Origin of the sequence: Sanguibacter massiliensis, assembly GCF_900240335.1 — a bacterium.
Lineage (GTDB): Bacteria > Actinomycetota > Actinomycetes > Actinomycetales > Cellulomonadaceae > Flavimobilis > Flavimobilis massiliensis.
Genome location: NZ_LT964979.1, coordinates 1,940,506 through 1,961,087 on the forward strand (window position 1 = coordinate 1,940,506; position 20,582 = coordinate 1,961,087).

General features: G+C 71.5%; 14 protein-coding genes. 4 read left to right on the forward strand and 10 right to left on the reverse strand.

Annotated features, from left to right (window positions below):
* Positions 1 to 4 precede the first annotated feature (4 nt).
* A complete protein-coding gene (locus C1729_RS09070) occupies positions 5 to 4,027 on the reverse strand; it encodes a sensor histidine kinase (protein ID WP_165375469.1) in 4,023 nt (1,340 codons plus the stop codon).
* Between the two features lie 182 nt (positions 4,028 to 4,209).
* On the opposite strand from C1729_RS09070, the gene C1729_RS09075 reads away from it, so the two are divergent.
* A complete protein-coding gene (locus C1729_RS09075; RefSeq protein ID WP_277985810.1) occupies positions 4,210 to 5,229 on the forward strand; it encodes a zinc-binding dehydrogenase in 1,020 nt (339 codons plus the stop codon).
* Positions 5,230 to 5,388: 159 nt separating this feature from the next.
* Here the strand turns inward: C1729_RS09075 and C1729_RS09080 are convergent, their stop codons facing one another.
* The 6 genes from C1729_RS09080 to serS form a co-directional block, all read right to left on the reverse strand.
* Positions 5,389 to 6,348 (reverse strand): carbohydrate ABC transporter permease, encoded by a 960-nt coding sequence (locus tag C1729_RS09080; protein ID WP_102509654.1) that lies wholly within the window; start codon positions 6,346 to 6,348, stop codon positions 5,389 to 5,391.
* Positions 6,345 to 7,280: a carbohydrate ABC transporter permease gene (locus C1729_RS09085; protein WP_102510612.1), complete on the reverse strand. Its 936-nt coding sequence runs from the start codon at positions 7,278 to 7,280 to the stop codon at positions 6,345 to 6,347. Before C1729_RS09085 ends, C1729_RS09080 begins: the two co-directional genes overlap by 4 nt.
* 240 nt (positions 7,281 to 7,520) lie before the next feature.
* Positions 7,521 to 8,933, reverse strand: coding sequence for an ABC transporter substrate-binding protein (locus C1729_RS09090; RefSeq protein ID WP_102509655.1), 1,413 nt, complete (start codon positions 8,931 to 8,933; stop codon positions 7,521 to 7,523).
* Between the two features lie 173 nt (positions 8,934 to 9,106).
* The gene (locus tag C1729_RS09095; protein ID WP_102509656.1) at positions 9,107 to 10,129 is read right to left on the reverse strand and encodes a LacI family DNA-binding transcriptional regulator; all 1,023 of its coding nucleotides are present in this window, start codon (positions 10,127 to 10,129) and stop codon (positions 9,107 to 9,109) included.
* 48 nt (positions 10,130 to 10,177) lie between these two features.
* Positions 10,178 to 11,068 (reverse strand): HAD family hydrolase, encoded by an 891-nt coding sequence (locus tag C1729_RS09100; RefSeq protein WP_242493773.1) that lies wholly within the window; start codon positions 11,066 to 11,068, stop codon positions 10,178 to 10,180.
* Entirely contained in the window at positions 11,065 to 12,354 is a 1,290-nt protein-coding gene (gene serS, locus C1729_RS09105) for a serine--tRNA ligase (protein WP_102509657.1), read from the reverse strand. The genes C1729_RS09100 and serS overlap by 4 nt, the downstream gene beginning before the upstream one ends.
* 62 nt (positions 12,355 to 12,416) lie before the next feature.
* On the opposite strand from serS, the gene C1729_RS09110 reads away from it, so the two are divergent.
* Together C1729_RS09110 and C1729_RS09115 are read left to right on the forward strand one after the other, a co-directional pair.
* Positions 12,417 to 13,529: a diacylglycerol/lipid kinase family protein gene (locus C1729_RS09110; protein ID WP_242493774.1), complete on the forward strand. Its 1,113-nt coding sequence runs from the start codon at positions 12,417 to 12,419 to the stop codon at positions 13,527 to 13,529.
* A gap of 84 nt (positions 13,530 to 13,613) precedes the next feature.
* Positions 13,614 to 15,743: a thioesterase domain-containing protein gene (locus C1729_RS09115; RefSeq protein WP_102509658.1), complete on the forward strand. Its 2,130-nt coding sequence runs from the start codon at positions 13,614 to 13,616 to the stop codon at positions 15,741 to 15,743.
* 84 nt (positions 15,744 to 15,827) lie between these two features.
* Here C1729_RS09115 and C1729_RS09120 read toward each other — a convergent pair whose 3' ends face one another.
* Positions 15,828 to 16,700, reverse strand: a complete 873-nt coding sequence (locus C1729_RS09120; protein WP_207204592.1) for a glycosyltransferase family 2 protein — start codon at positions 16,698 to 16,700, stop codon at positions 15,828 to 15,830.
* 252 nt (positions 16,701 to 16,952) lie between these two features.
* Complete coding sequence (locus tag C1729_RS09125) at positions 16,953 to 17,783, reverse strand: DUF5926 family protein (protein ID WP_102509659.1); 831 nt, start codon at positions 17,781 to 17,783, stop codon at positions 16,953 to 16,955.
* 104 nt (positions 17,784 to 17,887) lie between these two features.
* On the opposite strand from C1729_RS09125, the gene pgm reads away from it, so the two are divergent.
* Positions 17,888 to 19,570 carry a phosphoglucomutase (alpha-D-glucose-1,6-bisphosphate-dependent) gene (gene pgm, locus C1729_RS09130; protein WP_102509660.1) on the forward strand — a complete coding sequence of 561 codons (1,683 nt, stop codon included), beginning with the start codon at positions 17,888 to 17,890 and terminating at the stop codon, positions 19,568 to 19,570.
* Positions 19,571 to 19,639: 69 nt separating this feature from the next.
* Here the strand turns inward: pgm and C1729_RS09135 are convergent, their stop codons facing one another.
* A complete protein-coding gene (locus tag C1729_RS09135; RefSeq protein ID WP_242493775.1) occupies positions 19,640 to 20,413 on the reverse strand; it encodes a hypothetical protein in 774 nt (257 codons plus the stop codon).
* Positions 20,414 to 20,582: the final 169 nt, after the last annotated feature.

The following is a 20,582-nucleotide window of genomic DNA, read 5'->3' on the forward strand; positions in this document are numbered from 1 at the left end:
GGCGTCAGTACGACTGCGGTGCGTGGTCGGGAACGGTGGACTGGTCGGGCTCGTCGCCCACGCCTTCCTGGCGACCTCGGGTGGTCGCGCTCATGAAGGACGAGAGTCGGGAGCGGAGCTCGGCCGCGTCGCGGCTGATCTTCGTCTCCTCGGGCTTGGGCTCGGTCGTCGCAGGCGCCTCGGCGCGGACGCGCTTCGTGAGGCCCTGGCTCTTCGCCGAGAGGTCCTGGTTGGGACGGTAGGACGAGAGCTGGCTGAGCTCCGAGAGCGCCTGCTCCTGGATGCCGGCCTGAAGCGCGAGGCGCGCCGTGAGGTCGGCGTCGAACGCGAGCGTGGGGCCGCCCCATGCCTCCTCGGTCGGGGCCGCGAAGGTCTCGGGCGCGGACTCGGCAGCGGAAGGGCTGAACGCCTCGGGCGCGTCGAAACTGTGCTGGATCTGCGGGGCATGGTACGAGAAGCCGGACGACGGAGCTGAGGGTGCGCCCTCAGGGACGGGCGCGGCCCACGCGTCGTCGGCAGGTCCTCCCCACGAGGTCGCTGGGGCGGGCGCAGCCGACGGGAGCGTGGCAGCCGCCGGTGCGGCCGCGGCGTCCGCAGCGGGGCGGCGCTTGAACAGGCGGCCGAAGAGGCCCTTGCGCTCTTCGGCGGCTGGCTGCTCCTGGGCTGCGGACTGTCCGAGCACCTCGGAGAAGCTCGGCAACTCGGTGCCGCCCGGCGTGACCGCGTACGGCGCGAACGCGCCGCCTTGGACGGACACGGCACCCGAGGCGGGTGCCGGCGCAGCGGCCGGAGGCGCCGGGGCGTACCCGTCGGGCGCGACGTCGCCCTGCGCGGGGTAGCCGGCGTCGACCGCAGGCTCCTCCGGCGCGTAGAGCTCGGCCGCCTGCTGAGCGGGCGACTCGTCCACGAGTCCGGGGACCTCGGGCTCGAGGTAGACCTCTGGCTCCACGTTCTGCTGCGGTTCGACGTCAACCTCAGGCTCGACGTCGACCTCTGTCTCGACGTCCGGCTCGGCCGCGGGTGCGGCCTGCTGCGGCGCGGCGACCCCCTGCCAGGCTGGGGCGACGGGCTCCTCGTCGACGTACCGCGCGTAGCGGCCACGCCGCGCGGGCGCGTCGTCCTCGGGCAGGTCCGCGGCGGACGCGATCGAGCCGACGTGCGCGCCGAGGGCACGCAGGCGGGCGAGGACGTCGTCGTCGTTCTCGGCGACGGGCTCCTCCCACTGCTGGGGCGCGGGCGCGGGCGCACCCCAGGCCTCGGCGGTGGGGGCGTCCCACGTCTCGGCGGCGGTCGGCGTCGAGGCGAACCAGCCTTCCTCGGCGCGCGTCGGCAGCTCCTCGTCGGCCGGGGCCGACGGCGCGGACGGCGCCCACTGCTCGTCGGCCGCGAAGCCGAGCGGCCCGGCAGGCATTGCCGGCGTCCAGGCCTCGTATTCCTGGCTACTCGGGCTCTCCACGAGCCCGGGGACCTCGTCGTCGAGCACGATGTCCGGGACGACGAACTCCGGCTCCTGAGCGGCGACGGCCTCCGCGGCGACGTCGCCCGCGGGCACGGCACCGCCAGCGGCGTGCGCCTGCTCCATGAACTCGATCGAGCGGCGCGTACGGAAACTCGAGAACACTGCGGCACGCGCGGGGACCGAGTCCGCGTCGAGCTCGCTGGCCGTCGGGGCCACCGGGGCCTCGATGGGCGCCGGTGCACCGTTCCGTGAGCGCAGCGGGAGGCTCGCCCCACCGCGCGTGGGGAGCGCCGACGCTGTGATGTCCGCCTCGGGCGGGGTCCAGGCCTCGGCGTTGGCCGCGAACTCGGCAGGGAGAGCTGGAGCAACAGTCTCGGGCAGCACGATCGTGGACTCGTCGAGGTCACCGGACAGGGCGACGCTCGGCGCGGTGGCGTCTGCATCGACGCGGGTCCGGCGGCGCGGCATGCCGGTCGCGGTCGCGCCGTCCGTGAGCGCGTCGAGGTCGACAGGTACCGCGACGGGAGCCTCCGGCTCGGGAAGACCGCCACGGCGCGGCGCGAGCGGCGTGCTGCCTGTCGTGACCTCGGGGCCCACCCAGGCCTCGGTCGCGTCCTGCGTCGACTTGTTGAGCGGGTCGACGGGCGCGTCGAGCGGCACCTCGGACTCGGCGACGAACAGCGCTCGGGCGAACGCCACGCGCACGACGGTTCCCGTGCCGTCCTCGGCGGTCATGAAGCGCACCGTCGCACCAAGCTTGTAGGCGAGGCGCCCGACGACGTAGAGGCCGAGGCGCTGCGCGCCGACGATCTCGCTCGCCGCATAGGTCGCGGCGCGCTCGTTGGCCTCGTCGATCTCCTCGGGCGACATGCCGAGGCCCTGGTCCTCGACGACGACGTTGATCCAGCGGGAGTCCTCGGACACGGAGACGACGACGGGCGTGCCCGGCTCGGAGAAGACGGTCGCGTTCTCGAGGATCTCGGCGAGGAGGTGCGCTGCGGGGAGCGCGTTGTGACCGAGCATGAGCGGGTCGGTGCCGAGGTCGAGCTGGACCCGGTCGTACTGCTCGATCTCGGAGGATGCCGTACGGACGACGTCCGAGAGCGGCATGGGCTGACGCACACGACGACCGGAGTCGATGCCGGCGAGGACGAGGAGCGACTCCGCGTTACGACGCATTCGCGTGGCGAGGTGGTCGAGGCGGAAGAGGTTCGAGAGCGTGTTCGGGTCTTCCTCGGAACGCTCGAGCTCGTCGAGGAAGACCAGCTGGCGGTTGAGGAGCACCTGGTCGCGGCGCGCGACGTTGATGAACATCTCCGCGATGGAGCCACGGAGGAGCGCCTGCTCACGGGCGACGCGCAGCGTCACCTCGTTGACCTCGTTGAACGCGGTCGCGAGCTGGCCGACCTCGTCCTGGGAGTTCACCTTGATGGGCTCGACGACGACGTCGGGACCCTTGCCGGGCTCCGCGACCTGGTCGACGATGCGCGGCAGCTCGTCACGGATCTTGCCGGCCGCGTCGCGGAGCGCGCGGAGCGGGGCGGCGATCGTCCGGGCGACGAGGAAGGCGATGACGAGGGTGACGGCGAGTGCCGCGACGATCGCAATCGTCGTGATGATGAGCTCGCGGAGCGCGGCGCTCTCGGCGTCGGCGGCGACGTCGCCCATCGCGGCCGAGATCTGCTGACGGACCGCGTCGATGGCCTGGATCTGCTCGGGGTACGCCCTGTCCCAGACCCTGGTGGCGGATTGTCCGGCGGACGCGATGTTGCCGTCACGGAGCGCGTTGTGGACCTGCGTGTAGTAGAACACCTCGGTCGGCACCTTGAGCCCTGACGCCTGCCCGGTGATCTGGCTGAGGAGGGCGTCGGCGTTGTTCTGGATCGCGCCGACGTTGTTGGCGAAGAGCGCGACGGACCGACGCTGACCCTCGGTGAGTGCGTCGGCGTCGTCGAGCGCGATCTGCTGGAGACCGAGGACGCCCTCGAGCTGGACGGCGTCGTAGAGGCGGTTAAGCGCCGCGTAGGCCCCGACGTAGGACGCGAGCTTCCGGTCGGGAAGCACATTCGCGAGGACGTCGACGAGGTCGAGCTGCGGGTCGATCATCGCGGTGTAACGCGTCTGGATCGTCGGCGCGTGCATCGGTGTGGCCTCGAGCGCGGCACGTGCGTTGAGCAGGGCTTCGTCGGACCGGGCTGCGAACGAGGCCTCGAGCGCGGCACGGGAGTCCTCGTTGTCGGTGTCGAGCTCTGCGCCGGCCAACGCGTTGTTGAACGCCTTGATAGCGGCGTCGGTCGTGGCCTTCGCGGTCTCAAGCGCCGTCGTGAGTTCCTCGGGCGCGGCATCGCCGAGATGCGCGACACGCATCGCGGTGTCACGCTCGTTCTGCATGGCGGCGAGGTACCGCTCCTGGCCCGCGACGAGCGTGACGAAGCGGTTCTGGAGGCGCGCTTGGTCGAACGTGTCGATCGCACGCAGCGACAGGAGGCCGAACGCGACGACGAGCACGAGGACAGGGACGCCGAGCGTCGCCAGGATCTTCCCGCGCACCCCGAGTCTGCGGAGCATCGGTACCTCTCTCGTTCGTCCTCGTCCGGGTTTCGTCATCGTGACCAACCCCGGGATCTGCGTGTGTCGGCATGACCGGCACAGCTCTTCGTGCTAAATGGCATCGGCATCCAGCCTGCCCACCTTAACGGAGAAGAGCAGAACCGTTCTGCGACGGCTGTGACAACAGTAGAGTCGACGCCGTGCGCATTATCGCGGTCGACCCCGGTGACGGGATAGCCCCTGCCCGTCTAACGGACGCCTCGGCGCCGGTTCCGGACGTCGGCCCAGGTGAGGTGCTCGTGCGTGTCGGAGCCGCCGGGGTCAACCCTGCGGACGCGCTCCAGGTCCGGGGACTTTACCCGCCTCCCGCCGGGGCCCCCGCGTGGCCCGGCCTCGAGGTGGCGGGCACGGTCGTCGCCGTGTCCGAGGGTGTCGGTGGGCCGCGCGTCGGCCACAGGGTCGCGGCGCTCCTGCCCGGCGGAGGCTACGCCGAGCTCGTCTCGGTTCCCGCAGGTCACACGTGGCCCGTGCCCGCGGGTCTTGACGACCCGCACGCGGCAGCCCTGCCCGAGGGCCTCTGCACGGCGTGGTCGTCGCTCGTCGATGTGGGTCGCCTCACACCCGGGGAGACGGTGCTGGTCCACGGCGGGTCGGGCGGAGTCGGCTCGCTCGCGGCACAGCTCGCGCTCGTGCTCGGATGCCGCGTCATGACGACGGCGCGCGGCGCCGCGCGGGTCGCAGCCGTGCGGGAGCTGCTCGCTCCCGCGGTCGCGCACGCGGTGTCGCAGGGCGCGGGCGACGATGTCCTCACGGTCGTCGACCGCGAGTCCGACGACTTCGTCGACGTCGCAGCCCGCCACGGTGGGGCAGACGTCGTGCTCGACGTCGTCGGGGCTGCAAACCTCGGTCGGAACGTGCGCGCCCTCGCACGCGACGGCAGGCTCGTCGTCATCGGCATGCTCAAGGGCCGTCGCGGCGAGCTCGACCTCGGCGAGCTGCTCGCGCGCCGCGGCACTGTCGCCGGAACGACGCTGCGCTCGCGCTCGGACGACGAGAAGACAGCGATCATGGCCACGCTCGGTGAACGGGTGTGGCCGCTCGTCGAGGCCGGTGTCGTGAGGCCGCGGGTCCACGCGCGCGTGCCGTTCGAGCGCGCCGACGAGGCGCACGCGCTCCTCGCGTCAGGCGAGGTCGTCGGCAAGGTTGTCCTCGTCCCCTGACACCCCGCTGCTCGCGGATGGTGACAGGTTTCACCCGCGGACGCGTGGAAACCGTCCCACAGGCTGGGATCCTCCCGGGGTGGGGCGGACGACGCGGCCAGACCACGCCCTGGGTCAGAACGGGGCGCACGCGTCCCGTTCCGACCCAGGGCCGCGTCGTCACCCCTTGACGGAGCCCGCGAGCAGACCGCGGACGAAGTACCGCTGGAGCGCGAGGAAAACGACCATCGGGACGATCATCGCGATGAACGCACCCGCCGAGAGCAGGAACCAGTCGCTGCCGCGTGTCCCGACCATCTCGGCGAGCCGCACCGTGAGCGGCGCGACCGCCGCGCGTCCGCCCGCGAAGGTGAGCGAGACGAGCAGGTCGTTCCACACCCAGAGGAACTGGAAGATCGCGAACGACGCGATCGCTGGCACGAGCAGCGGCAGCAGGACGCGGAAGAAGATCTTCACGTGCCCGGCCCCGTCGACACGTGCAGCCTCGACGAGCGACGCCGGGATCTCCTTCATGAAGTTGTGGAGCAGGAAGATCGCGAGCGGCAGAGCGAACATCGTGTGTGAGAGCCACACAGGCCAGAACGAACGGCCGATCCCCCAGCTCACGTACTGCGTGAGCAGCGGGATGAGCGTCACCTGGATGGGCACGATCTGCAGCGCGAAGATCGCGACGAAGAGGACGTCGCGCCCCTTGAAGGGAATCCACGCGAACGCGTACGCCGCGAGCAGGGCGATCGAGATCGGGATGACGACGGCTGGCAGCGTGATCACGATCGAGTTGACGAAGTACGTCGAGAGGTTGTTGCCGCCGCCAAACAACGCCTGCTCGTAGTTGTCGAGCGTGAAGTTGGGGTTCGTGAGGGCGGTCCACCACCCCGAGCGGGTGATGTCACGTTCGGGCCGGAACGACGTCACGAGGAGCCCGATGGTCGGGACGGTCCACAGCGCGGCGATGATGACGGCTGCGAGTGACGCCCACGGGTTCTGCAGGCCGCGACGCGCCCGGCGTGCGCGGCGCGCGAGTGGCGTCTCGGTCGCGGTCTCGACGAGGGCAGCACCCTCCGTGGGGCGCGCGGCGGCGTCTTCGGCGGTCTCGCGGCCGGGGTTGACGGTGCTCATCGGATCTCCTCCACCTTGCGCATCTGCCGGACGTTGTACACGACGAGCGGGATGACGAGGATGAAGAGGATGACGGCGAGAGCCGCTCCCATGCCCTTGTCGTTGAACTTGAAGCTCTGCGTGTAGAACTCGTTCGCGATGACCGACGTCCCGTAGTTGCCCGCGGTCATCGTCCGCACGATGTCGAAGACCTTGAGCGTCGCCATGGCGATCGTCGTGAGGACGACGACGAGAGCTGGTCGGATGCTCGGCACGGTGATGTACCGGAACATCCCGAACCCGCCGAGCCCATCGAGGCGGGCGGCCTCGACGATGTCGTCGGGGATCGCCTTGATCGACGCCGAGAGGATCGTCATGGCGAAGCCTGCCTGGATCCACACCATGACGGCGATGAGGAAGAACGTGTTGACGGGCTGGTTGAGCAGGAACTGCTGGGGCTCGAGCCCCAGCATGACGAGCACCTGGTTGAGCAGGCCGATCTGTTTGCCCGACGCGGGCCGGTGCTCGTAGACGAACTTCCAGATGACCGACGCGCCGACCATGGAGATGGCCATGGGGAGAAAGACGAGCGTCTTGGCGAACTTCTCGAAGCGCGTGCGGTCGACGAGGACGGCATAGATGAGGCCGATGAGCGTCGCGAGCAGGGGGACGAGGAACACCCAGGCGACGGTGTTCCTCAGCACGACCTGGAAGTCGCCCTCGCCGAACGCGCGGGCGTAGTTGTCGAGCCCCACGAACGTCGTGCCGCTCTTGTCATAGAGCGAGCCGCGGGCCGTCTGGACGGCCGGGTAGACCAGGCCGAAGCCGACGAGCAGGAGCGCAGGTCCGGCAAAGGCTCCGGCGACGAGCCAGTTCCTCGCGCGTCGAGGACGGTCGACGAGCCACAGCACAAGGCCCATGACCGCGACGAACAGGACGATGACGACGAGCATGAGGACGAGCTTCTGCCCCGGCGTGTTGGCGACGAGCAGGAAGTTGCGGATCTCGCCGAACAACCAGGAGAAGTAGTACTGGGGATCTTCGAAGGGACTCACTGTGGGCCTCCTGCTCGGGCTTCACTGACCGGGGCTGCAGGACGGCCCGCGCCGAGTGGCACGGGCCCATCCCTGGGGGCGTGAACCCCGGGGCCGCGCTACGGACGGCGCGGCCCCGGGAGCTCGCTCAGACCTGCATCACGGCCAGGTGGCCTCGATCGCGTCGGCGACGTCCTTGGAGGACTTGCCCTCGGCGAAGAACTTCACCATCTCCTTCCAGAAGGAGCCCGCGCCGACCTCGGCCGGCATGAGGTCGGAGGCGTCGAAGCGGATCACCGAGTTCTTGTCTCCGAGGACGCTCGCGGCGAGCTTGTCGAAGTCGGTCGCGAGGTTGTTGACGTCGAGCCCCGAGTTCGCCGAGACCCAGCCGCCGCCCTCGGTGGCCTTCGCCTTGGCGTTGGCCCAGGTGTCGGAGGCGAGGAACGCCTGGAAGGCCGCAACCTCGGGCGCGTCGCGGAACGCGGCGACGAACTCGCCACCGCCGAGGACCGGCTTGTCGTCGGCCGTCTTGCCCGGCAGGTAGAACGCGAAGACGTCGCCGTCCTCCGCCACGGTCGTGCCGTCGGGCCAGTTGTTCTGGTAGAAGTTCGCCGCACGGTGCAGCACGCACTCGGGGGTCTCGCCGTCCTCGGCGAGGATGGGCAGGCCGCCGTCGGTCCACGGCGTCGTCGCGATCGTCTTGACGTCACCGAAGCCACCGTTGACGCGTGCCGGGTCCTTGAGGATCTCACCGACGGCGTCAAGGGCCGCGACGACCTGCGGGTCGTTGAACGGGATCTCGTGGCTCACCCACTTGTCGTAGGCCTCGGCGCCCGCGGTGCGGAGCATGACGTCCTCGACCCAGTCGGTCGCAGGCCAGCCCGTCGCGTCGCCGGACTCGATTCCGGCGCACCAGGCCTTCGTCGATGTGCCGGAGAAGTCTGCGGTGATCTTGTCGGTGAGCGCGAGGAGCTCGTCCCACGTCGTCGGCACGGTGTAGCCCTTGTCCTTAAAGACGCTCGGGTTGTACCAGACGAAGGACTTCATGTTCGCGCCGAGGGGTGCGGCGTAGAACGTGCCGTCGACGGTGCCGTACTCCTTCCAGGACGCGGAGAAGAACTTGTCGACGTTCGCGACGGTCCCCTCCGAGGCTGGGATGACCTTGTCCGGGAAGCGCTCGACGAGCGTGCGGAGGAGGCCCGGCTGGGGCAGGTAGGCGATGTCCGGGGCGTTGCCGGCCTCGATGCGGATGGGCAGCTGTGCCTCGAACTCGCGCGAGCCCTCGTACTCGATGGTCGCGCCGGTGCACTCCTCGAACTTGTCGTACGACTCCTCCTGGTCCGCCTGCTCGACCTCGACGATCGACGTGTAGACCGAGACCGTCTTGCCGGACAGGTTGCCGTAGACGGCGTAGTCCTCGCACCCGGCCTTGACGTCGCCGGTCGGGGCGGCGCTGCCGCCCGTGCCCGTCGTGCCGTTGGAGTCCGCGGGGTCGGGGGCGCAGGCGCCGAGCGCCAGCAGAAGGCTTGCGGCGATCGCCGAGGCGGCGATCGTGGACTTCCTCGTGCTCATCGTTGAGTCTCCTCCATGAAGGGGTGTGTCAGCTCCAGCAGCGCCACCGTCGTGGGAGCGCTGCCCTCGCTCCATGCAAGCGCTTACATGTAACGTACGCAACTGGGGAGCGGCCACAAAGCTGTAACGATTGCGCAACAAGCGACCGCAAACGCGCAGGCCGTGCGACCCGGTCAGTCCCGCGGCGCCGCCGTCGTCCGCCGCACGACGAGCGTCGTCGGGAACGCCACCGCACCCTGCACGTCCTCCACCCGCCGCGGCTCCGCCCCGATGAGACCGAGCATGATGCCCGCCGCCGCCGCCCCCTGCGCCTCGACCGGCTGCGCCATCGTCGTGAGCCCCACGAGCTCCGAGATGTCATGACCGTCGACCCCGACGATCGACACGTCCTCCGGGACCCGCAGCCCCCGCTCCCGCGCCGCGAGCAGCGCCCCCATCGCCATCTCGTCCGACGCGACGAAGATTGCCGTGAGCTCCGGGTGCCGGTCGAGCAACCGGTGCGTCGACGCGGTGCCGCCCTCGATGTCGAAGAAGCCGAACTCCTCCCACGTCGGCTCAACCTCAATCCCGACGTCACGCAGCGCGCTCGCCCACCCGAGCCGCCGGTCGACCGGCGGCGTCCAGCTCCTGAGATCGTCGGGCGTCCCCGTGATGTGCCCGATCCGCCGGTGGCCCAGCCCGATGAGATAGTGCGTCGCCGCCCGCGCGAGCCCCACGTCGTCGATCCCCACGACGGGATGGTCGCCCCGCCCCGTGCCGACGAAGACGATCGGCACGCCGAGCGCCTCGAGCGCCGCCACTTCCGCAGGCTCGAGCGGCAGACCCACGACGAGGATCCCGTCGACCCGCCGTCGCAGCACCTCCGGATCCACGCGCGGCGTCCTGCCCTGCTCCGATACCGCGAACGAGTACAGCAGCGCGTCGTAACCCGCAGCACGCAGCCGACGCTCCGCACCCTCGATGACGTTCGAGAAGTACCAACGGTTGATCCACGGCGTTAGCACACCGATCGTGCGCGTCCGCCCCGTCGCGAGCGCCGCCGCCGACGGCGACGCGCGGTAGCCGAGCCGCCGCGCTGCAACCTCGACGCGCGCACGCGTCGCCTCCGAGACGTTCGGCATGCCACGCAGCGCGCGCGACACCGTCGCGGTCGACACCCCAGCCTCCCGCGCCACGTCCTCGATGCCGTGCGCCATGCGTGAAGTGTCCACCCTGCCCTCCGGGTTGCGCGACCCGGCCACGCCTCAGTCCCGGCCCGCCGCCAAGACGTCGTGGAGCACCGGCACCGCACCGTCGTCCGTGATGGGACCGGTGACACGGTCCGCGGCCGCGATGACTTCGGCCCCCGCATGCCCCATCGCGACGCCCTGCGCCGCCCAGCCGAGCATCTCGACGTCGTTGCCGCCGTCACCCACCGCAACCGTCGCGTCCCCCCGCACCCCGAGCCGCACGCGCAGGTCCTCGAGCGCCGACGCCTTCGTCACACCGTGCGGCGCCACGTCGAGCCACTGCGTCCCCGCGATCGTGAAGTGGACGATGTCCAGCCCTAGGAGCGCGAGCTCGGCGTCGAGCCGCGGGTCGTGTGCGGCCGCATGCACGGCACAGATCCGCGTCGTCTCGACGCCCTCGAGCGCGGCGAGGTCGACAACCTTCTGCCGGCCCATGATCGTCCCCTCGGGGAAGTCCGCGCCAACCCAGTAGCCGACCCCGACCTCCTCGACCGCGAAGAACGTCGACGGCATCCGCGCGAGCAGCACGTCGAGCGCCCGCTCCGGACGGAACGTCACCGCGTCCGTGAGCCGGAACGACCCGTCCTCGCGCAGCACCGCCGTCGCCGAGCCGTTCGCAGCGACGAGCGGCGTCCCCACGAGCCCGAGTTCCGCCGCGACCGGCAGCAGCGCCACGAGCGGGCGCCCCGTCGCGAGCACGACGTGGTGCCCGTCCCCGCGCAGCAGCGCAACCGCCCGCTTAAGCTCGGGCGACACGAACCCGTCCTCCGACATGATCGTGCCGTCGACGTCGAGGGCGACGAGGAACCTCTCACCCTCACCGAGCAGGGGCAGGTCGAGCGGCTCGCCGAAGCGCTCGTAGTCCGACGCCGAGCGCAGCCGCGGCGCGGAACCCGGGAACGTCACGCGCCCGCCGGGCTGAGCACCTCGAGTCCACCGAGGTACGGCCGCAGCCCCTCGGGCACCCGCACCGACCCGTCGGGCAGCTGGTGGTTCTCGAGGATCGCGACGATCCAGCGGGTCGTCGCGAGCGTGCCGTTAAGCGTCGCGACCGCACGCATCTCCGAACGGCCGTCACGCTCGACGCGCTCCCGCACACCGAGACGCCGGGCCTGGAACGTCGTGCAGTTCGACGTCGACGTGAGCTCGAGGAAACGCTGCTGCGTCGGCAGCCACGCCTCGCAGTCGAACTTCCGCGCGGCCGACGAGCCGAGGTCGCCCGCCGCCGTGTCGATGACCCGGTAGGGAAGCTCGACGAGCGCGAGCATCTCCTCCTCCATCGCGAGGAGGCGCGCGTGCTCGGCCGCCGCGTCCTCGACGCGCGCGTACGAGAACATCTCGACCTTGTGGAACTGGTGGACGCGAATGATGCCGCGCGTGTCCTTGCCGTACGAGCCGGCCTCGCGGCGGTAGCACGCGCTCCAGCCGGCGTAGCGCAGCGGACCGTCCGCAAGGTCGACGACCTCGTTCGCGTGGTAGCCCGCGAGCGCGACCTCCGACGTCCCGACGAGGTACTGGTCGTCCGCGCCGAGGTAGTAGATCTCGTCCGCGTGCGCACCCAGGAAGCCCGTGCCCCGCATGATCTCCGGGTTGACGATCGTCGGCGTGATCATCGGCGTGAAGCCGTGCTCGACCGCCTTCGCGACCGCAGCGTTGAGCAGCGCGAGCTCGAGGCGCGCGCCGATGCCCGTGAGGTAGTAGAAGCGCGATCCCGAGACCTTTGCACCGCGCTCGGTGTCGATCGCGCGGAGCATCTCGCCGAGCTCGAGGTGGTCGCGCGGCTCGAAGCCCTCCGCGGCGAAGTCGCGGGGCGTGCCGACCTCCTTGACGACGACGAAGTCGTCCTCACCGCCTGCCGGGACACCGTCGAGGACAACGTTGGAGATCTGCAGGAGCAACTCGTCGAGCCGGGCCGACGCGGCGCCCGCCTCGGCTTCGCGGGCCTTGACGTTCTCCGCGAGCTCCTTCGTGTGGCGCAGCAGCTCGGCGCGCTCCTCGGGCGAGGACGCCTGCGCGACCTTCTTGCCGTGCGCCTTCTGCTCGGCGCGCAGCTGCTCGAACTCGGCGAGCGACGAGCGGCGCAGCGCGTCGGCGTCGAGCACCGCGTCGACGAGGGTGGGGTCGTCGCCGCGCGCCACCTGGGAGGCACGCACGACGTCGGGCTGGTCGCGCAGGAGCTTGAGATCGATCACCCCCCGAGGATACCGGTCTGCCGCGGGGGGCCCCGGCGCGCTCGCAGCGCTATCGTCGCTGCATGGAGACGATGTCGGGCTGGGAGATCTTCTGGATCGTGCTCGCGGTAGCCCTCGCGGCCGGCGCGTTCGTCCTGTCGTTCCTCACCTGGCGTGCACGTCACCTCGTCCGCGCCCCGCACCCCGCTGGACCCACCCCGACACCCGAGGCCGAGCGGCGTCTCGTCGCGTTCGTCGCCAACCCGTCGAAACCTGACGTCGCCGCCCTGCGCGACCCCGTCGAGAGGGCGTGCCGCGGGCTCGGCCTCGAGCCCCTGTGGCTCGAGACGACCGTCGACGACCCCGGCACGGGCCAGGCGCGCGCCGCGCTCGAGGCGGGCGCCGAGGTCGTCGTCGCCGCCGGGGGCGACGGCACGGTGCGTGCCGTCGCGACGGCCCTCCAGGGGACCGGAACCCCCATGGGCCTCCTCCCCGTCGGCACCGGCAACCTCCTCGCCCGCAACCTCGACATCCCCGTGACCGACCTCGCCAGGTCGCTCGAGATCGCGCTCGAGGGCCGCGACCGGCCGATCGACGTCGCGTGGCTCCGCGTCACCGACGCCCCGTCCGGAGACGACGCCGCCGAGGTCGGCACCGACCACATCTTCCTCGTCATCGCGGGCATCGGCTTCGACGCCGCGATGATCGCCGACACCGACACGACACTCAAGGCGAAGGTCGGCTGGATCGCCTACTTCCTCGGCGGGATCCGGCACCTCCACGGACGTCGTCTCGAGGCGCACGTCGCGCTCGACGAGAGCCGCCGCGCGTCGATGAAGCTCCGCACCCTGCTCGTCGGCAACTGCGGCCGCCTACCCGGCGGCATCACGCTCCTGCCCGGCGCCCTCGTCGACGACGGCATCCTCGACATCGCCGCGATCGACACCCGTGGCGGCGTCGCCGGTTGGGCGCAGCTCTTCGGCGAAGTCGTCATGCAGGGCCTCGGCGTTCAGCCTCTCACCACGACGAAGATCGGCCGCATCGACCACACCCAGGCCAAGCACGTCGAGATCCGCGTTCCGGGCGGCGCCCAGGCCCAGGTCGACGGTGACACGGTCGGCATCGCGACCGCGATCGAATGCCGCGTCGACCCGGGCGCGCTCGTCGTGCGCGTCCCCCGCACGATCACTCTCTGACCCGTACGACCCACCGCGCGTCCCGCACGGGACGTCCACGCGAACCCCGCGTCCACGCCGCGGACCGCCCGTAGGCTGAGGTCCGTGCGTGCCCTCCTCCTCAGCGTCCTTGCCGTGGCCCTCGTCGTGGTCGCCCCCGCGTCGGCGGTGGCAGCGGCCGAGAGGCCCGGCCCGGACATCGTCCTCGTCGGCACGACGGGCCTGCAGTGGGAGGACGTCGACCCGGCGACGACGCCCGCGCTCCACGACCTCACGACCCGGGGCGCCCTCGGCTCGACCTCGGTCCGGTCGCTCCGCACCTCGACGTGCCCCGCCGACGGCTGGCTCTCCCTCTCGGCCGCGACCCGCGCCGTCGACGTCGACCTGCGCGGCTCGTCGGGCGTCGACCTCCTGCCCTTCGGCGACTGCCGTGCCCTCACCGACCCTGGTGCCGACGGCCGCATCCCCGCGTGGGACGTCTTCACGTCGGTCGACGCCCGCGGCTCCTACGGGGCCGTGCCCGGCACGGTCGGGGACGCGCTCACCTCCGCCGGGCGGACGACGGCCGCGCTCGGCCCGGGCGCCGCGATCGCGCTCGCCGCGACCGACGGTCGCGTCACCGGCACGTACGCCCCCGTCGACCCGGCCGACGCCGCCGCGCTCTCGGCCGCGACGGCCGACGCCCTCGCGCACGCCGACGTCGTCGTCGTCGACCTCGGCGCCGTCCGCGGGACGACCGCGGCAGAGCGCGCCCCGTCCCTCGCGCTCGTCGAGCAGGCCGCAGCCGTCGTACGCGACGCCCTCGACGCGTCGGCGCCGACGACCCTCCTCGTCGCGTCCGTCGCCGACGCCTTCGCCGCCCCACGACTCCAGGTCGGCGCCGCCTCCGGGCCCGGGGTCGGCTCACCCACGCCCGGGTCCGCGCTCACGAGCGCGTCGACCCGTCAGCCGGGCTACGTCATCACCGCGGACTGGGCGCGCACGCTCCTCGCCGCCGCAGGCGCCGACGGTGGCGTCCGCACGACCGGCGCCGTCGTCACCGGTTCCGACACAGATCGCTCGGCACCCGACGCGATCGCCGCGGCACGGGACGACTCCGTGCGCACCGTGGCCGTCCGCGCGCTCGTGAGCCCGCACTACGTCGGCTATGCGCTCCTCATCGTCACACCCGTCCTCGTCGCCGGTCTCGTCGTCCGCAGGCGCGCGACCCACGGGCAGTCGCGCACGACGCGGGCCGTCCACGTCGCGGCCCTCGTCGGCGCGGCCGTCCCGCTCGCCGCGACACTCGCGGGCCTCGTCCCGTGGTGGCGCACCCAGATCCCCTGGGTGACGCTCGTCGGCATCGTCGTCACCCTCGCCGCCGTCACCGCGGGGCTGGCACTCGCACGGCCGGTCGCCCGGACGACGCTCGGCGGCGTCGGGCTCGTCGCGGGGCTCACCGTGCTCGTGCTCGTCGCGGACGTCCTCGCCGGTTCGCGCCTCCAGCTCAACGGCGTCATCGGCACGCAAGCCCTCGTCGCGGGGCGCTTTTACGGCGTCAACAACACGAGCTTCGCGCTGCTCGGCGCGGCGACGCCGTTCGTCGGCGTCGCCCTCGCCTCCCCGCTCGTCGCACGCGGGCGACGGCGGCTCGGCGCGCTCATCGTCATCGCGACCGGGCTCGTCATCGTCATCGTCGACGGACTGCCGTCGCTCGGTGCCGACTTCGGCGGGCCCCCCGCGCTCGTCCCGGGCATCGCGGTGACCGCGCTGCTCGTCGCCGGCGTGCGGCTCACGTGGCAGCGCGTGCTCGGTGTGCTCGGCGCCGGGGCGGTCGTCGTCGCGGCGTTCGCGATCGCGGACTGGCTGCGGCCCGAGGCCGCCCGCACGCACCTCGGCGCGTTCGTCCAGCAGGTGCTCGACGGCGAGGGTCTCGACGTCGTCGCACGCAAGCTGTCGCAGAACGTCGGGGGGATCGTCTCGTCGCCCGCAGCGATCGCGGGCGTCGTCGTCGGCGGACTGCTCCTGTGGGCCGGCTTGCGGTGGCGCGTCCTTCCTGTCGAACCCGTGCGCGAGACCGTCGCGGCCCAGCCGCTCGTCGGCGCTGCCCTCGCAGGCGCGTGCACGACGCTCGCCCTCGGGTTCGCCGTCAACGACTCCGGGATCCTCGTGCCACTCGTCGGGCTCGCGCTCGTCATCCCGCTCGTCCTCGCCGAGTGGACTGCGCAGCTACGTCGTGTCGAGCCGGCTGCGTAGCGGCGCGGACCCCCGCGACTCGTAGGTCCCCAGCACCATCGAACGGTGCTCCAGACCTACGAGTCGCGGCGGGACAGCTGCGCGTCAGCCTCGCGGGGTGCGGCGGAAGGCGGACTTCACCTTTCGCGCATTGACCGCGAGCAGCACGTCCCGGTACTGCGCCGCACGGTGGAGGCTGCCCTTGAGGTCCTTCGCGGACGCGCGGTGCCGCAGGTCGCACGGGACCTCGACGGCAACGTACCCCTGCCGGACAAGGTCGATCGTCATGCCGGTCTCGACTCCCCAGCCGTGTGCGAGCGGCGTCGCGGCCTCGAACGCCTCACGCGTGAGGCAGCGCTGGCCCGAGAGCGGCTGCGTCGGGGTCCACCCGGTGAGGCTCGCGATGGCACGTCGCGCCGCGCCGACGACGATGCCGCGGCCGCCCGCGCCGGGCTGCGGCGGCAGGAGCGCGATCGACATGTCCGCGGCACCCTTGAGGACCGGTGCGATGAGCGGCGCGGTGTTGACGGCGGTCTCGCCGAGGTCGGCGTCGAGGAACAGCAGGAGCCTCGCGGGACGGTCGGCGGCGTCCCGCATCGCGACGACGCTCGCGCCCGTCTCCATGGCCGCGGCCTTGCCGCGGTTGTGCGGGTGACGGACGACGACGGCGCCGGCCTCGCGCGCGACGTGCTGGGTGTCGTCGACCGAGCCGTCGTCGACGACGAGGACCATGTCGACATACGGGATGGCGCGCGCAGCGCGGACAGTCGCCGCGATGCGCCGCGCCTCGTCCTTCGCCGGGATGACGACGGCGACCCGCTGGCGGCCGCGGGCGGTGCCACCCTCGGGACGAGGGGTCCGGGCCACGGGAAGATCGGTGAGCTCGCGCGCAGGAGGCCGTCCGCTCGGCTCGGTGACGCCGTCGTCACCCTGTCCGCGGACGTCGTCGGCACTCTGGGGGCCACGCGCACTTTCCACAGTCACAGCCTAGTGGAGACCACGAACCGATGCAGAATCGGGCCCGAGCGTCAAGACAACGCAAAATCGGTGGCGTGGCGCGGAGGCGCCCCACACCCGGCCCTCCAGCCGACTCGTAGGTCTGGAGCACCGTCGAAAGGTGCCAGACACCTACGAGTCACTCCCACCCCACGACTCGTAGGTCTGGAGCACCGTCGAAAGGGGCTCCAGACCTACGAGTCGATCGAGAGAGCGATCAGCTCGATTGAGGGATCAGCGGAGCGAGACCTGGCGCGCGACGATGCCCGCGCGGGCACGCCGCTCGTCCGAGGTGAGCGGCTCGGTGCTCGCGATCGCAGCCTCGAGACGCGGACGCATCTCCTCCGCGAGCTGCTCGAGCTCCTCGAGCGTCACGCCGTCGGCGACGTCCCACACCGGCACGACGATCCCGCACGCACGGAAGATGCCGAGGAAGCGCGACGTCCCAAGCGCCGACTCACGCTTCGCGTGGAGACGCGCGACACCGTCGACGAGACGGTCCTCGTCGACCGCCATCGACCAGCGCAGGTAACGACGCCTGCCGAAGGTCGCGAGATACGCCGAGTCGACGCCCGCAAGCTGCTCCGTCGGGATGATCGTCTCCGCCGCGTCGTCGAGCGCCTTGCGGAGGTCGGCGTCGATCGGCTGGTCCGCACCGAACCAGTAGTCGAAACCGTCGTGCAGCGTCACCGCGAACGGCACCGACGCGTCGAGGACGTCCTGGAGGCGCGGGCCGTCCTCAGCGGGCGTCTCGACGTGCGTGAGCGACGTGCCCGGCTCGGAGTCGAGGATCGCGAGGAGGTTCGCCGCGAGCGTCCGGGAGAGGTCCCCGCCACCGAGGACGTTCTGCAGCGCGAGCAGCACGGTGCCGTCGGTGCGGTGCAGCGCGGGCCAGCCGTCGGGCAGCGACGTCGTCACGACGATGTCGCGCGCACCGTGCTCGGCGGTCGTACGGGCGGTCGCGGTCGCGGCCGGGACGATCTCGCGGAGCGCGACCCAGTCGGCCTCGCCGGGGAGGTTCTCGAACGGGCGCAGCACGAGCGCGGGGGAGGAGTTCTTCGCCATGCGCACCAGCGTACCGACGCCACGACCCTGCAACGGTTGCACCGGGTTGCGCAAGGGGCGGACGGGGCACGACGTGACCCCTGTCGCAGTGGCAGGATCAGAGCATGCATCCACGTGCCGGAACCGTCGCCCAGCCCGACGACCTCATCGATGTCGACGCCCTCCTCGCCGCGTACTACGACCGCGCGCCCGACCTCGACGACCCCGCCCAGCGCGTCGTCTTCGGGACCTCGGGCCACCGCGGCTCGAGCCTCGACGGCGCCTTCAACGAAGCGCACATCGTCGCGACCACCCAGGCGATCGTCGAGTACCGCCGCAGCCAGGGCACCGACGGCCCCCTCTTCATCGGCCGCGACACGCACGCGTTGTCCGAGCCCGCGTTCCGCTCCGCGCTCGAGGTCCTCGCCGCGAACGACGTCGAGGTCCGCATCGACGCCCGCGACTCCTGGACCCCGACCCCCGCCGTCTCCCACGCGATCCTCCTCCACAACGGCGCGACGACCGCGGACGGCGTCCGCACGCACGGCCCCGGCCTCGCCGACGGCATCGTCGTCACCCCCTCGCACAACCCCCCGCGCGACGGCGGCTTCAAGTACAACCCGCCGCATGGCGGCCCCGCCGACTCCGACGCGACGAAGATCATCGCCGCGCGCGCCAACGAGATCCTCGCGCAGGGCGTCGGCCAAGTCCGTCGCGTGTCCTACGAGGCCGCGCTCGCCGCGCCGACGACACGCAAGCACGACTACCTCACCGCGTACGTCGACGACCTCGGCTCCGTGCTCGACCTCGACGCGATCCGCGCCGCGGGCGTGCGCATCGGCGCGGACCCCCTCGGCGGCGCCGCCGTCGAGTACTGGGGCGCGATCGGCGAGCGCTACGGGCTCGACCTCACCGTCGTCAACCCGACCGTCGACCCCCGCTGGGCGTTCATGACGCTCGACTGGGACGGCAAGATCCGCATGGACTGCTCCTCCCCCAACGCCATGGCCTCGCTCGTCCACACGATGCGTCCCGCCGCCGGCGGCGCCGCACCGTACGACATCGCGACCGGCAACGACGCAGACTCCGACCGCCACGGCATCGTCACGCCCGACGCGGGCCTCATGAACCCCAACCACTTCCTCGCCGTCGCGATCGACCACCTCTACGGCGGCGCGCGCCCCGGCTGGCGTCCCGACGCCGCGATCGGCAAGACGCTCGTGAGCTCCGCGCTCGTCGACCGCGTCGCGGGCGGCCTCGGCCGACGCCTCCTCGAGGTGCCCGTCGGCTTCAAGTGGTTCGTGCCCGGCCTGCTCTCCGGCGAGGTCGGCTTCGGCGGCGAGGAGTCCGCCGGCGCGTCCTTCCTCCGCAAGGACGGCACCGTGTGGTCGACCGACAAGGACGGCCTCCTCCTCGCGCTGCTCGCCTCCGAGATCCAGGCGACCACGGGCAAGAGCCCCTCGCAGCGTCACGCCGAGCTCGTCGCGACCTACGGCGAGAGCTGGTACGCCCGCGTCGACGCCGCCGCAACCCTCGAGGAGAAGGCGACGCTCGCCGCACTCGACCCCTCGCAGGTCCGCTCGACGCACCTCGCCGGCGAGGAGATCACCGCGAAGCTCACCGCCGCTCCCGGCAACGGCGCGGCCATCGGCGGACTCAAGGTCACCACCGAGAACGCGTGGTTCGCCGCGCGCCCGTCGGGCACGGAGAACGTCTACAAGATCTACGCCGAGTCCTTCGTCTCCGCCGAGCACCTCACGCAGGTGCAGGAGGAGGCCAAGCAGGTCGTCGCGGACGCGCTCGGCTGAGGCTCCCCACCCCGCACGACGACGAGGGGCCCGCGACAGATGTCGCGGGCCCCTCCCTCGTTGCGTGGACTACTTGATCGAGGTCGTCGCCGTGACGTCCTCGAAGGCGTTGTCGTGATCGAGCTCGCCGTCGCTGGTCGACGGTGTGAGTTCCATCGTGAAGGTAATCTCGCTGCCCTTCTGGTACTTGAAGTTCTCGCCGTACGAGAACGACGTCCCGGGCTTCCACCGGTACGGGGCCTCGGGGCCACCGATGAGGTACGCCTCGTCGTTGACCTTGAGCTTCTCGAAGAGGTCACGGTCGGTGATCGTGTCCATGCCGCCGAGGTAGGGCCAGTCCGCGTACTCTGCTCGGACCTGGACGAGAAGGTTGGAGAGCAGGATCTCTGCGTCGCCAGTGTTCGTCACGACATAGTTGACGAAGACGATGTCGTCCCCCTCCGCGATGATCGGCTTGTTGGTGTCAGGATCGGCGAAGAGCCCGTCCTTCGTCGCCTTCTCCACACCCACCTGGTACACGTCGACCGTGACGCCCTGACCCTCGATCGTCGCGATCTTCTCTCCCGGCGACGTCACGGGTCGCGCGAAGTCTGCTGTCACGAGGTCGCCAGCAGCGGCCGGCGGCTGCGACACCGTGGTCTCGTCCGCCTCAGGCGTGGTCTCGGTCTCGTCAGGCGCCGGTGCCGTCGACGTGCTCACGGGCGGCGGCGTCGTCGTGGGCGATCCACCGCCTGCGGTGCTCGAGCACGCGGCGAGCGCAGCGACGAGCGCGATCGAGGCAAACGGGAGCGACCAGGTGCGTGCAGTTCTCATGCGGAGGATCAACCCTTCAGTGTCAGTCATCTGCATTGTTGGCAGAATGGACAGAGGCGAGAGTAGTCGCACGTCCGAAGATCTCCCTGGTTCATCCCACGACCTGGGCGCGCAGCCGCGCACATCGGCGAAGTCGCACAACTGGGTCGCACTGCGGAGGCCATGGACGGCCGCAGGGCGAGCGTGGCGGCGAGCCGGG